Annotated in this window: 11 protein-coding genes; 7 read left to right on the forward strand and 4 right to left on the reverse strand. The window is 56.3% G+C overall.

Annotated elements, in window-relative coordinates:
- From trpB to accD, 3 genes are all read left to right on the forward strand, one after another.
- Window positions 1-1,200, forward strand: a complete 1,200-nt coding sequence (gene trpB / locus AC1RSM_RS01495; RefSeq protein ID WP_492928779.1) for a tryptophan synthase subunit beta — start codon at window positions 1-3, stop codon at window positions 1,198-1,200.
- A 16-nt stretch (window positions 1,201-1,216) separates the two neighbouring features.
- Window positions 1,217-2,050, forward strand: a complete 834-nt coding sequence (trpA, locus tag AC1RSM_RS01500; RefSeq protein ID WP_492928781.1) for a tryptophan synthase subunit alpha — start codon at window positions 1,217-1,219, stop codon at window positions 2,048-2,050.
- Between the two features lie 117 nt (window positions 2,051-2,167).
- Window positions 2,168-3,046: an acetyl-CoA carboxylase, carboxyltransferase subunit beta gene (gene accD / locus AC1RSM_RS01505; protein WP_492928783.1), complete on the forward strand. Its 879-nt coding sequence runs from the start codon at window positions 2,168-2,170 to the stop codon at window positions 3,044-3,046.
- Window positions 3,047-3,599: 553 nt separating this feature from the next.
- Here accD and AC1RSM_RS01510 read toward each other — a convergent pair.
- Entirely contained in the window at window positions 3,600-6,911 is a 3,312-nt protein-coding gene (locus tag AC1RSM_RS01510) for an Rne/Rng family ribonuclease (protein ID WP_492928784.1), read from the reverse strand.
- A gap of 487 nt (window positions 6,912-7,398) precedes the next feature.
- Here AC1RSM_RS01510 and AC1RSM_RS01515 point away from each other — a divergent pair, with 487 nt between their 5' ends.
- The 4 genes from AC1RSM_RS01515 to msrQ are packed head-to-tail and all read left to right on the forward strand — an operon-like array spanning window position 7,399 to window position 10,638.
- Window positions 7,399-8,361, forward strand: coding sequence for an RluA family pseudouridine synthase (locus AC1RSM_RS01515; protein ID WP_492928786.1), 963 nt, complete (start codon window positions 7,399-7,401; stop codon window positions 8,359-8,361).
- Window positions 8,362-8,363: 2 nt separating this feature from the next.
- A complete protein-coding gene (locus AC1RSM_RS01520; RefSeq protein WP_492928788.1) occupies window positions 8,364-9,017 on the forward strand; it encodes an HAD family hydrolase in 654 nt (217 codons plus the stop codon).
- A gap of 59 nt (window positions 9,018-9,076) precedes the next feature.
- A complete protein-coding gene (msrP, locus tag AC1RSM_RS01525; protein ID WP_492928790.1) occupies window positions 9,077-10,030 on the forward strand; it encodes a protein-methionine-sulfoxide reductase catalytic subunit MsrP in 954 nt (317 codons plus the stop codon).
- On the forward strand, window positions 10,030-10,638 hold the full coding sequence (msrQ, locus tag AC1RSM_RS01530) for a protein-methionine-sulfoxide reductase heme-binding subunit MsrQ (RefSeq protein ID WP_492928792.1): 609 nt from the start codon (window positions 10,030-10,032) through the stop codon (window positions 10,636-10,638). Before msrP ends, msrQ begins: the two co-directional genes overlap by 1 nt.
- Before the next feature lie 39 nt (window positions 10,639-10,677).
- On the opposite strand, the gene AC1RSM_RS01535 is transcribed toward msrQ, so the two are convergent.
- Genes AC1RSM_RS01535 through AC1RSM_RS01545 form a run of 3 tightly spaced genes read right to left on the reverse strand, consistent with a single transcriptional unit; the run spans window position 10,678 to window position 12,821 of the window.
- The gene (locus AC1RSM_RS01535; RefSeq protein WP_492928794.1) at window positions 10,678-11,487 is read right to left on the reverse strand and encodes an N-acetylmuramoyl-L-alanine amidase; all 810 of its coding nucleotides are present in this window, start codon (window positions 11,485-11,487) and stop codon (window positions 10,678-10,680) included.
- Between the two features lies 1 nt (window position 11,488).
- Window positions 11,489-12,211, reverse strand: a complete 723-nt coding sequence (locus AC1RSM_RS01540; RefSeq protein ID WP_492928796.1) for an SAM-dependent methyltransferase — start codon at window positions 12,209-12,211, stop codon at window positions 11,489-11,491.
- 13 nt (window positions 12,212-12,224) lie between these two features.
- Complete coding sequence (locus AC1RSM_RS01545) at window positions 12,225-12,821, reverse strand: Maf family nucleotide pyrophosphatase (RefSeq protein WP_492928798.1); 597 nt, start codon at window positions 12,819-12,821, stop codon at window positions 12,225-12,227.
- Window positions 12,822-12,965 lie beyond the last annotated feature (144 nt).

The raw sequence follows: 12,965 nt of genomic DNA on the forward strand, positions 1-12,965 counted from the left end.
TTGAAAACCTATACCTTGCCCGACCCGGATGGACATTTTGGTCAGTTTGGTGGTTCGTTTGTCGCTGAAACGCTGGTCCACGCCCTGGACGAGTTAAAAGCAGCCTACGAACAGTATCGGAACGATCCTGAGTTTCTGCGCGAGTTTCATTATGAACTCAAGCATTTTGTCGGTCGTCCCAGCCCCGTATACCATGCCCGTCGATGGTCGGAGCAACTAGGTGGAGCTCAAATCTGGTTCAAGCGCGAAGATCTGAATCACACTGGCGCACACAAGATCAATAATTGTATCGGTCAGATTTTGCTGGCTCGCCGTATGGGCAAGCCACGCATTATTGCGGAAACCGGCGCTGGCCAGCACGGAGTGGCAACGGCAACCGTCGCTGCCCGTTACGGCCTGGAATGTGTGGTGTACATGGGTAGCGAGGACGTGCGTCGTCAGGCCTCCAACGTGTACCGCATGAAATTGCTGGGTGCCACTGTTGTGCCCGTGGAGTCCGGTTCGCGCACCTTGAAAGATGCGCTGAACGAAGCCATGCGCGATTGGGTTACCAATGTCAGCAACACCTTCTACATCATTGGTACGGTGGCCGGCCCTCATCCTTATCCGATGATGGTGCGTGACTTCCAGTGTGTGATTGGTGACGAGTGCGTGGAGCAAATGCCTCAGGATGCGGGCCGTCAGCCTGATTACGTGCTGGCTTCGGTAGGCGGTGGCTCTAATGCCATGGGCATTTTCTACCCTTACATCGAACATAAAGATGTCGAGCTGATTGGTGTTGAAGCCGCCGGACGTGGTCTGGATACGTTGGCGCATTCGGCATCCCTGAACAAGGGTTTGGTGGGCGTGCTACACGGCAACCGCACCTATGTTCTGCAGGACGATGATGGCAACGTCATGCCGACGCACTCGGTCTCTGCTGGTTTGGACTACCCTGGTGTTGGCCCTGAGCATGCTTGGCTGAAAGATTGCGGACGTGCTCAGTACGCCACCTGCACGGACGAGGACGCACTGAAAGCGTTCCACGACTGCTGCCGTATCGAAGGCATTATGCCGGCGCTGGAGTCCTCGCACGCCTTGGCCCATGCCGCTCGCATCGCTCCGACTTTGCCCAAGGATAAAATTATCCTGGTCAGCTTGTCCGGCCGTGGCGATAAAGACATGCACACGGTCGCCGAATACGGCGGCTTGACTCTGTAAGCAATCGGGAACTGATATGTCGAGTAATGTGCGTCTGAAAAAGACGTTTGAAGGTTTGAACGGGCGTTGCGCTCTGGTGCCTTATGTTACGGCTGGCGATCCTTCGGTGCCTGCAACCGTGGCCTTGATGCATGCCATGCGTCAGGCTGGGGCGGATGTCATTGAATTGGGTGTGCCGTTTTCCGATCCTACGGCCGACGGTCCGGTTATTCAGCAAGCCGCTGAACGGGCTATCAGCCGTGGGGTAGGTCTGCGCAAAGTGCTGGAGATCGTCCAGCAGTTTCGCTTGATCGACACAGACACACCGGTGGTATTGATGGGCTATGCCAATCCTATCGAGCGCATCGGTCAGGCCGAGTTTGCCGTAATGGCCGGCCAGGCCGGGGTGGACGGCGTATTGACGGTGGATTACCCGCCCGAAGAGTCCGAAGATTTCACCCGTTTGCTGACTGAGCAGGGCGTAGATACTATTTTCCTGCTCTCGCCCACCTCCACGGACGAGCGCATTGCCAAAGTGGCTGCTCTGGCCCAGGGCTATGTGTATTATGTGTCCCTGAAAGGGGTGACAGGATCGGCCCAAATCGATGTGGCTGATGTGGAACACCACTTGCAGCGTATTCGCCAGCACGTCAAAATCCCGGTCGGAGTCGGTTTCGGGATTCGTGATGCGCAAAGCGCTAAAGCCATTGCCCGTAGCGCCGATGCGGTAGTGATCGGCTCCAAGCTGATCCAGACCATGGAGCAAGCGGTGCAAGAGAACGCCGGCAAGGACCAAAAAGATATTGATGCTGCCGCGATTGCTGCTGCCAGCCAATGGCTCGCACAGATTCGTCAGGCATTGGATAATTAGCCTAAAAACCTATTCCGCGTATAGAATCGTCTGCCTGTTCCATGAGAACAGGCGCTTTTTTTCAGAATAAAGAGATCAGTGGGCTTCATGCCGGCTGACTGCAAACAGGATCTCACAATGAGCTGGATCGAGAAAATACTCCCGCCACGAATTAACCGTAACCCCGAAAGCAGCCGCCGCGTTCCCGAAGGGCTGTGGGTGAAATGTCCGTCGTGTGAGTCAGTGCTCTACAAGGAAGATCTTCAGGCGACCTTGAATGTCTGCCCCAAGTGCAGCCATCACATGCGTATTGGCGCACGTGGCCGGATCAAATCCTTGCTGGACCCGGAAGGCCAGGTCGAGATTGGTTCCAACACCCGTCCTATGGACCCTTTGAAGTTTCGTGATTCGCGTAAATACACCGAGCGCGTTTCCGAGGCGACCAAGCAAACGGGCGAATCCGAAGCCATGGTGGTGATGAGCGGCACAATTTTGTCTGTGCCTGCGGTCGTTGCCTGCTTCGAGTTTGAATACATGGGCGGCTCCATGGGCTCAGTCGTGGGCGAGCGCTTCACGCGTGGTGTTCAGGCTGCCATTGCCAATCGCAGCCCCTTTATCTGCGTGGCGGCGTCGGGTGGCGCACGTATGCAGGAAAGCTTGTTCTCCCTGATGCAGATGGCCAAGACCACCGCCATTCTGGCTGAGTTGTCCGAAGCCGGTTTGCCCTTCATCAGTATCCTGACCGACCCTACCATGGGTGGCGTCTCCGCCAGTTTCGCCTTTATGGGCGATGTGGTGATTGCAGAGCCTAACGCCTTGATTGGTTTTGCGGGTCCGCGTGTGATCGAACAGACCGTGCGTGAAAAACTGCCTGAGGGCTTCCAGCGTGCTGAATTCCTCTTGGAAAAAGGCGCCATTGATATGGTGATTGACCGCCGTGAACTGCAGCGTGAGCTGGCCGAGCTTTTGGCTTTGCTGACTCGCCAACCCGCAGAGGCCGTATCGCGTCATCCTTGATGCCGTGCAGGCTTATGGATAAGAAAACGCCACCTGGAAGCAGGTGGCGTTTTTTGTTGGGCGTTCGAAGGATGAGAGGCTAGGGGTAACTGCAGCATTTGGGTAAATGCCTTACGCACATGTGTAGCGCACAAGGTAAAAGAGGGCTGATATCGATTTAGAAATACTTAGGCCTGGGGAGCGTAGATTACGCACCCGGACGCAAAATCGGATTCAAGCGTGTACTGATTGCGATTAGGCCTTTGGCCAGGATCAGGGTGTGGAGAGGATGGAGAGACTGAGCTTAGACTGGAGCCATAGCCATAGCCACCACCATCTCCATCGCTAAAGTCTTGGGCTCAGTCATAGCCACAAACCAGAGCCGAGGCTCAGGTCGAAACCGACACCGAAACTGAAGCCGAAGCCGGAAATGAAGCCTGAGCCTGAGCCGAAACACGCCTAAAGATCCAGGAACGATTTGGCGCATCTAAGACGTCGGGCCCCAATTCTCTTGGCTTGGAACGAGCAGACATAAAAAACGCCGCCTATGAAGGCGGCGTTTTGGGTCTAACACTTACTCTGTTTCGACCTGTTGCAGCGGTTCGCTGCTTTCAGTCTGAGCAACACGTTTGCGTGGGCGACCCAGGCGGACGGGAGCAGGCTGGTAATCGTCCTGTACTGCCGAACGGGCTGTTTCCACCAGTTCGATGCCCGCAGCGCTCAGCACGGCGTCCAAAGGAGCGGCGGCGGGTGCCTTGGTTTCAGCAACAGGTGCAACCGCTTCCTTAGTTTCAACCACTTCAACAGCGGTTTCAACAGCAGCAGGAGTAACAGGCTCAAGGGCAGGCACTGTTTCGGCAGCAGGAGCTGCAGTTTCAACAGCAGCTGCGGCTTGTTCCTTGACAGCCTCTTCAGCCGCGACTTCCGTCTTGGCAGGCTCAGCAGCGACTTCTGGAGTAACTTCAGAAGCCACTTCTTGAGCAACTTCAGCAGCAGGTGTTTCCGAAGCAGGGGCTTCCTGAACGGCTTCAACTGGTTCTTGAGGGGCTTGTTCCTGAACAGCAACGGTTTCAACAGCAGCTGGCTCTTGTTGAGTGCTGACCACTTCTTCGGCCTGCTTCACAACATCAGCTTCGCTGGTCTTGGTTTCTACTGCTTGTACTTCAACGGCAGGAGTGGCTTCAACCGCAACTTGGGTTTCGGCTTGCTCCAGCACGGGAGCAACAGGAGCAGCTTGCTCTTGGGCTGGCTGAGCAACAGCGGCGACTTCAACCGTGTCTGCTTGCTGTGCAGGAGCTTGCTCTTGCACGGCTGCAGGTGTTGGAGTGGCGTCTGTTTTCTCTTGAGCGACTTCCTTCAGGGCAGGAGTGGCTTCCTGGGCGACAGGAGCCTCTACGGCAGCTTTGGCTGGCTCAGCCTGGGCTGGAGCTGCTTGAGCGGCTGCGGCCTGTTCCTGGGCGTCCAGAGCGGCTGGGTTGAAGCTAGGCGTTTCGTGAGCAATGTAGGCAGTGTTATTGCTGTCTTCGTTGCTTTCTTCGTTCTCGGCAACAGCATTGCTATCGTTGCTGCGACGACCACGACGGCTGCGACGACGACGGCGCTTGCGTTCTGGGTCCATGGAGCCGTTTTCACCGTTCTCGTCGGTTTCGGCATCCAGATTGTCGCTGGTATCAGCGTTATCAGCGTCGGCAAGCTGCTCAGCACGGTTTTGTGCTTCTTGCTTGCTGGCGGCGACAGCTGCAACGGCGGCCACACTGGCGACAGCGGCAGCTTGCTCAACGGGAGCATCCGTGCCGTTGATGTCTTTGTTCAGCTCGGGGTTCTCTGTGCTGCCTTCTTCACGACGCTGGCGGCCACGTCCACGGCGATTGCGTGGGTTGCGGCTGTTGCTACCTTCTTCTGTGCTAGCGGGAGCGGCGTTTGCGCTTTGCGGCGTTTCCAAAGCGGACTCGCTTGCTGCCGATGCGTTGCGACGGCGACCACGCGTGTTGGTGCTGCTGGTAGCCTCAGCGCTGGCTTTTTCTTCCTGCGCGGCTTCTGGACGGTTGGCCTGACGGCGACCTCGTCCACCTTGACCACGGCCACTGTTGGACTGGCCTGGACGGCCTTGGCGACGACCCGAAGCCGATTTGCTGCTATCGGACTTGGCGGTTTCGGCCACGGGTTCGGCAGGGGTGCCCGACAACCAGTTCAGCAAACGCTTGAGCAAACCGGGTTTGTTGTCGTTGGCGGCAGCGCTGGCGGCTGCTGCGGCCGCAGCAGGTTTGCTCATAGGAGCAGGCTGGGCGGGTGTGGTGCTCTTGACCAGAGCTTCTGGACGAGGCTTGATTTCGTGGCTACGGTGCGGCACCAGGCTGTCTTGCTGCTCGGGCTGTTGAACCAGCTCGTAGCTGCTGCGCAGTTCGTCCAGACGAGGGTCGTCGTGGCGCAGGCGCTCGATAATGTGGTGCGGGGTTTCCAGATTCTTGTTCGGAATCAGGATCAGGGCAATGTTCAGACGCGATTCAATCTTGGTGATATCGGCGCGTTTTTCGTTCAGCAGGAAGGTGGCCACATCCACAGGCACTTGAGCGTGCAGGGCGGCAGTGCCTTCTTTCATGGCTTCTTCTTGCAGCAGACGCAGTACGTGCAGGGCGCTGGATTCGGCATCGCGAATCACGCCTGTGCCGGTGCATCGTGGGCAAGTAATGTGAGAGCCTTCATTCAGGGCAGGGCGCAGACGCTGACGGGACAATTCCATCAGGCCGAAGCGGGAAATCTTGCCCATCTGGACGCGAGCGCGGTCCAGGTGCAGCGCATCGCGCAAGCGTTGTTCGACAGCACGCTGATTCTTGCTGTCTTCCATATCGATGAAGTCGATGACAATCAGGCCACCCAAGTCACGCAAGCGCAACTGACGGGCAACTTCGTCTGCCGCTTCCTGGTTGGTACGCAGGGCGGTTTCTTCGATGTCGGCGCCACGTGTAGAGCGGGCCGAGTTCACATCGATGGCGACCAAGGCCTCGGTGTGGTCAATAACGACCGCGCCACCCGAAGGCAACTGAACCGTACGCGAGTAGGCTGTTTCGATCTGGTGTTCGATCTGAAAGCGCGAGAACAGGGGAATGTCATCGCGGTACATTTTGACGCGATGCAAGTTGTCGGGCATGACCACGCTCATGAAAGCGGCGGCTTGCTCGTGAATTTCGTCTGTATCGATCAGGATTTCGCCAATATCGGGCGAGAAATAATCGCGAATAGCCCGGATGACCAGACTGGATTCCAGATAAATCAGGATAGGTGCAGCATTGTCGCGGGCAGCGCCATCAATGGCGGTCCACAGCTGCATCAGGTAGTTCAAGTCCCACTGCAGTTCTTCGACGCTGCGGCCGATACCTGCAGTGCGGGCGATGATGCTCATGCCCTGAGGGATGTCCAACTGGTCCATGGCCTCGCGCAGTTCCTGGCGGTCTTCGCCTTCAACGCGACGCGATACACCACCCCCGCGAGGGTTGTTGGGCATCAGAACCAGATAACGGCCAGCCAGGGAGACAAATGTGGTCAGGGCGGCGCCCTTGTTGCCACGTTCTTCTTTTTCAACCTGGATGATCAGTTCCTGACCTTCGGTCAGGGCGTCCTGGATGCGGGCCGTACGTACGTCTACGCCTTCTTTGAAGTAGCTGCGAGCCACTTCTTTAAAGGGCAGAAAACCGTGACGCTCTTCACCATAACTGACAAAGCAGGCTTCCAGACCTGGTTCGATGCGGGTGATGACCCCTTTGTAAATATTGCCCTTGCGCTGTTCGCGCCCGGCTGTTTCGATGTCGAGGTCAATGAGTTTTTGACCGTCAACAATGGCGACGCGTAGTTCTTCTTGATGCGTCGCATTGAACAACATGCGTTTCATGAGTGTGGATCTCCGTTGTCATGGCGCACCGATTATCGGCGCACGACCACGGGTCACAGGGTGTGTAGCGCTATAGCTGCATCAGTTTGGAGCAGGCAGGCAAAACGGCCTACCGGCTTATAGTCTGGGAGGCACGAGTCGCGCCAAAGCGCGAAGTTCAATCAGCAGGGGGGTCAGGTTCACGTTATGTGTTTGACGAATATAAAATTGCTGGGGGAACGGCAGCCGCATAAATCATGCGACTGGTGCAAAAGAGCGGGACAATCTGTGCAGGAATTCAGCGCCGCACGCGGGAGGAAAACATCTCTTGGAAAGCGGGCCTTCTTGCCACACGACTTTCGCTATTTCGGACTCACCCCGGCGACCTTATGACCCGGAAGCTGGAACTCAAGGATACAATTATCAGTCCTTGGTTATCCAACGGAGACGCACCCTTTGCATCTCTACGCTGAAACCAGTCTCAGCTTCCATAGGCTGAAGCGATTATATGCCCCTTTTTGTTATGTGCAAACCTCATGAATCACAAAGATCAGCCCCTCAAGTGCGAATACTGCGCATTGATGAAACCCGGGCTGGACAGCGTATAGACAATTTCTTGTTACGCGAATGTAAAGGGGTGCCAAAAAGCCACATTTACAAAGCTATTCGCGGTGGACAGGTGCGGGTCAATAAAGGCCGCATCAGCAGTGATTACCGTCTTCAGGACGGTGACATGGTACGAATTCCGCCATTGCGTCTGCCGGAACCGGAGCAGGCCCGCCATGTACCGGCCGCTGTTTTCCCCGTGGTGTACGAGGACGAGCACCTGATGGTGATCGACAAACCAGCGGGTGTTGCCGTGCACGGTGGCAGCGGGGTGTCTTTCGGGGTGATCGAGCAACTGCGCGCTGCGCGTCCCCAAGAACCTTTTCTGGAACTGGCGCACCGTCTGGATCGCGACACCTCTGGCTTGCTGATTATTGCTAAACGTCGTGCAGCCCTGATAGGCCTGCACGATATGTTCCGTGAAATTCGTGCTCGCAAGTTTTATTGGGCGCTGGTGCAGGGTGATTGGGTGAATGATCGCCAGCACATTCGCTTTCCGCTGCTGCGCTGGTTAACGGAAAGTGGCGAGCGCCGCGTGAAGGTTGACCCAACGGGTAAGCCTGCTCACACCATTATCACCATGCAGCGCCGCTTTGGCCGCTTCAGTCTTGTGCAGGCGGAGCTGAAAACTGGCCGTACCCACCAAATCCGGGTTCACCTTGCGCATTCCGGCTTCCCGATTGTGGGCGACGACAAGTATGGTGACGATGCCATACGCGAGCAGTTTGCCCGTCAGGGTTTCAAACGCATGTTCCTGCATTCGGGACGTCTGGAGTTCGACCACCCGGTGACCGGTCAGCCGCTGGTTCTGGACGCCCCACTTCCTGCCGCCTGCCAGACCCTTCTAGATCGTTTGGAGAAGTAGTTATGACGCCTTATGCCGCCGTTTTGTTTGACTGGGACGGCACAGTTATGGATTCGACGTACTCAATTGCCAGTTCTATTCAGTTGGCCAGTGCGGATCTGCAGTTGCCTGTGCCTTCGATTCAACAAGCTAGCTGGGTGATTGGTCTGTCGTTGGAAAGCGCTTTGTATCGTGCGGTTCCCGATTTGACGGCCGAGCAAATGCCGGAGTTCCTGGAGCGTTACCGCTATCACTTCATGCAGCGCGATCCGCACATCAAATTATTTGACGGGATTTTGCCCTTTCTGGGTGAACTTCGTGGCCGCCAGATTGCCTTAGGTGTGGCGACTGGTAAAAGCCGCCAAGGTCTGGACCGGGTCTTGCAGCAGGTCAATCTGAGCACTTTTTTTGATGCAACCCGCTGTGCAGACGAAACCCGTAGCAAACCAGACCCGGAAATGCTGCATCAGTTGTTGAATGAACTGATGCTGGAGCCCGAGCAGGTGTTGATGGTGGGCGACACGGTTCATGATATCCATATGGCGAGCAATGCCGGTATGGATAGTGTGGCCGTCACCTATGGTGCCCATGACCCGCAAACACTGGCCAAGGCCGAGCCCACCGTCATGGTCGATAATGTGGCGCAAATGCGCGACTGGGTTTTAGAACGTATCTGATTTCAGGCAAGCGGCTAGCATCGCCATCTTGCCCGGCTGGCACAAGACAGGAGATGGAGATGTTCAAATTACGCTCGCCCGCTATACGACCTTCTGAAATTACGGATGAATCCGTCTGGCGCAATCGCCGTCGGCTGATTTTGCAGGCTCCCGGTGCGCTGGCCTTGGCGGCCAGCTTGCCGGGGCTGGCGCAAGCTGTACCTGCCGGGCAGCCTTTGCAGGCCAGCCCCTCCCAGCGCTGGCGACTGGATGATGATCTGACCAGCGAGTCTGACATCACCTCCTACAATAATTTCTATGAATTTGGTACGGGCAAAGAAGACCCTGCCCGTAATTCTGGTGCATTCAAGACAGAGCCCTGGACCTTGCAGATCGACGGTCTGGTGCACAAGCCTCTGACTCTGGATATGGATCAGATCCTGAAGCTGGCTCCCTTGGAAGAACGTATCTACCGGCTGCGCTGCGTTGAGGCCTGGTCCATGGTGGTTCCCTGGGTGGGCTATTCCCTGTCTGCTTTATTGCAACAGGCCGAGCCATTAGGGAGCGCCCGCTTCGTGCGCTTTGAGACAGCCGCAGACCCAGAAACCATGCCGGGTCTTCGATCCCGCATTCTGGACTGGCCATATGTAGAAGCGCTGCGGCTGGACGAGGCCATGCACCCGCTGACTCTGTTGGCAACGGGGCTGTATGGCAAGGCCCTACCCACTCAGAACGGTGCGCCGGTGCGTTTGATCGTGCCATGGAAATACGGTTTCAAATCGGCCAAGTCCTTGGTCCGCATCACCTTGACAGACAGCATGCCTCAGTCCAGTTGGATGCGGGTAGCGCCACATGAATACGGGTTTTACGCCAATGTGAACCCGCAAGTGCCTCATCCGCGCTGGAGTCAGGCCACAGAACGAGTCATAGGTTCAGGTTTTTTTGCGACCAAGAAACCAACACTGCCTTTTAATGGCTACGCCGATGATGTAGCCAGTTTGTACGCTGATATGGATTTAAGGCGCTATTACTAATGGCTACCTGGAAAGCTGCGCAGCTGGATCGACTCAAGCCTTTGGTGTTTCTCTTAGGCTTGTTTCCCTTGGGGCGCTGGGTCTGGCTGGGGTTCAATAATGGCTTAAGTGCCAACCCGGCCGAGTTTTTAACCCGCTCCAGCGGGATTTGGGCTCTGGTGCTCTTGCTGCTGACCCTGGCGTTAAGTCCGTTGCGACGCCTGTTGGCTCAGGCCGCTCTGGTTCGGTGGCGACGCATGTTGGGCCTGTTTACCTTCTTTTATGCGGCCTTGCATACTTTGGCCTGGGCGTGGTGGGATCGCTCCGGCAGTTGGCAGTCCATGTGGCAGGACATAGTCCAGCGGCCGCTGATAGCCATTGGTGTTTTTGCTGTGCTGATCTTGCTCTTGTTGACGCTGACCTCTACACAGGGATGGCAAAAGCGTCTTGGGCGCGCTTGGAGCCGTTTGCATCGCACGGTGTATCTAGCCGCCGGGCTGTCCCTTCTGCACTTTTATCTGATTCGCGCAGGTAAAAATGATGTGGTGGAGGTGTATGTCTACGGGGCGGTCTTATTGATTTTGCTTGTGCTGAGACGGTGGCCAGCTAAGCATGTAGAACATAGTTAAAAGGGTAATAAGCGTGCCGCTTATTACCCTTTTTTGATATCAATCCAGGCTTTGCAAAATAGCGGCAGTTTCTGCATCCAGTACGCCGTTGTAACGGGCTGGGCGATAGTGCATTTGGAAGGCGGCCAGCACGTTTTGTGTGGCCTTGTCGAAAATGCCACTGTCCGGGGTTTCATAGCCTGCTTTACGCAATAAGGCTTGCACCTGGGATGCGGAAGGTAAAGGGCGCGTTGCGTACTGAGCTTGAAGCGCACGTGCTTGCGGCTCTTTGTACCAACGGCCTATGCCGGCCTGAGCCAGTTCCTTCCAGGGGAAATGAGGGCCTGGGTCCAGCTTGCGCTGAGGGGCGACATCGCTATGTCCAATAATATTGCGTGGCGAGACACCATGTCGCTGGGCCAGATCTTTCACCAATACTTTTAGTGCTTCAATCTGTGCGGCGCTATAAGGGGCCCAGCGTCCATCAGCCAGGCGGCCCATATTGACTATTTCGATACCAATCGAGCCGGTGTTCAGATCCGTGAAACCGTACCAGGAGCCCAGGCCTGCATGCCAGGCGCGGCGCTCTTCGGGAACCAGGCGGTAAACAGTAGGGCGCCGCTCGTCGCTGACCAGATAGTGGGCGCTGACATCGCGCTGCGTCAGCACTTTCAGTGATGTTGCATGGTCGCCAGCGGTGTAGTGCATGACCAGATAGCGGACCCGGCTGTTTTGGCCTTGCGCGCTATAGCTGTCATCCAGCTTATAGGGGCCGCTGCTGCCACAGGCTGCTAATAGCGCTGTCAGGCTAAGGACGCCAATCTGAAAACCGCGCTTTACGGCGGGGCTGAAAAACGACAGGGGTTTCATCTTAGCGGCCAGCCAGAAACAGAAAAATGCACGGGGTTTTGTCCAGGGAAGGGGCTTGGCGTTCACGCCATTGCTCGATGGTGGCAGTCTGGATTAATTCGCGTGAACCGGTTAGGTCGCGCGCTAGGCAAAGGCGGGTCATGGGTTTCAAAGCTTGCAGCAAGGTGCTGTACATCGCCTGATTGCGATAGGGTGTTTCGATCAGGATTTGGGTTTGTTTCAGCGTTTGCGATTGGCTTTCCCACTGTTTGAGCTGTTTGGCGCGGGCGTTGGCATCCACGGGGGCATAGCCATGAAACACAAATTGCTGGCCGTCCAGACCGCTGGCCATCAGGCTAAGCAAGATGGAAGAGGGGCCTACGTGTGGGCGCACCGGGATTTTCATCTCGTGGGCCATTGCCACCACCAGCGCGCCGGGATCAGCCACTGCCGGGCAGCCAGCCTCGGACACCAGGCCAATTGCCTGGCCTTGCAAGGCGGGTTTCAGCCATTCACGCATTTCGCCGGGCTTGTTGCCGCGTTTATCCAGGGTGTGAATGGTGATTTCCTGCAGAGGCACAACCGGCTCAATCAGCTTCAGGAAGGCGCGGGCTGTTTTGGCATTCTCAGCAATAAAAACGGTGAGTTCGCGTGTCAGGGCGCGAACATCAGCAGGCAGCCAGCCACTGACCGGGCTCTCGCTCAGTCCAACGGGAATCAGGTGCAAGGGGGCGGCTTGGGGCATGAGTGAATAGGTCCTAAACAGAAAGAGTCAGAGGGTTGGGGCGCAAGGGGTTCAGGCCAAAGTGGCGCAGCATGGTGCACAGCTCGATTAAGGGCAAGCCAATAATGGCCGTGGGATCGTCCGAGCGCATGGATTCCATCAAGGCAATGCCCAGGCTTTCGGCTTTGGCACTGCCTGCGGTGTCATATGGTTTTTCTTCCAGCAGATAGTGTTCAATTTCTTCATCGCTTAACTTGCGAAAACGACAATTGGTAACAATATCGCTGCACAGAAATTCCTGTCCGTTTGTGACGCATAAAGCGCTATGGAAATCGATGTGCTGGCCACTTAATTGACGCAGTTGTCGCTGTGCTCCCGCATGATCGCCAGGCTTGCCAATGGCGTCTTGCCCGGAGGTGGCCACTTGATCCGAGCCAATGACCAGCGCGCCTGGGTTGAGCTGGCTAATGCGGGCGGCTTTCTCACGCGCCAGACGCAGGCTCAGCGGAGCCGGAGCCTCCCCCGGAAGCGGGGTTTCATCAATGTCAGGAGATTGACAGGTGAAAGGCAAGCCTAAACGCGCTAACATAGCGCGGCGATAGACTGAGCTTGATGCAAGGATGAGACGCATAGTGTGTTTTAGCTGTGCTTTGGTTTGACTGCCTTGTGCTTAGCACGGTATTATCTAATGTTTTCTTCGTTATTGAAATGGTTTGGCTTACCTTGCACTTTTGTGCGGCCGGGCAACAAACCACTATTTGAACGAATCGGTTTG

The organism is Alcaligenes sp. GW821-FHT11D07, assembly GCF_058808495.1.

Excerpts from the sequence above, each read along its gene's own strand:
- AC1RSM_RS01545 (WP_492928798.1), bottom strand. The coding sequence starts at position 12,821 with ATGCGTCTCATCCTTGCATCAAGCTCAGTCTATCGCCGCGCTATGTTA.
- AC1RSM_RS01535 (WP_492928794.1), bottom strand. The coding sequence starts at position 11,487 with ATGAAACCCCTGTCGTTTTTCAGCCCCGCCGTAAAGCGCGGTTTTCAG.
- AC1RSM_RS01510 (WP_492928784.1), bottom strand. The coding sequence starts at position 6,911 with ATGAAACGCATGTTGTTCAATGCGACGCATCAAGAAGAACTACGCGTC.
- accD (WP_492928783.1), top strand. The coding sequence starts at position 2,168 with ATGAGCTGGATCGAGAAAATACTCCCGCCACGAATTAACCGTAACCCC.
- msrQ (WP_492928792.1), top strand. The coding sequence starts at position 10,030 with ATGGCTACCTGGAAAGCTGCGCAGCTGGATCGACTCAAGCCTTTGGTG.
- AC1RSM_RS01540 (WP_492928796.1), bottom strand. The coding sequence starts at position 12,211 with ATGCCCCAAGCCGCCCCCTTGCACCTGATTCCCGTTGGACTGAGCGAG.
- msrP (WP_492928790.1), top strand. The coding sequence starts at position 9,077 with ATGTTCAAATTACGCTCGCCCGCTATACGACCTTCTGAAATTACGGAT.
- AC1RSM_RS01520 (WP_492928788.1), top strand. The coding sequence starts at position 8,364 with ATGACGCCTTATGCCGCCGTTTTGTTTGACTGGGACGGCACAGTTATG.
- AC1RSM_RS01515 (WP_492928786.1), top strand. The coding sequence starts at position 7,399 with ATGCCCCTTTTTGTTATGTGCAAACCTCATGAATCACAAAGATCAGCC.
- trpA (WP_492928781.1), top strand. The coding sequence starts at position 1,217 with ATGTCGAGTAATGTGCGTCTGAAAAAGACGTTTGAAGGTTTGAACGGG.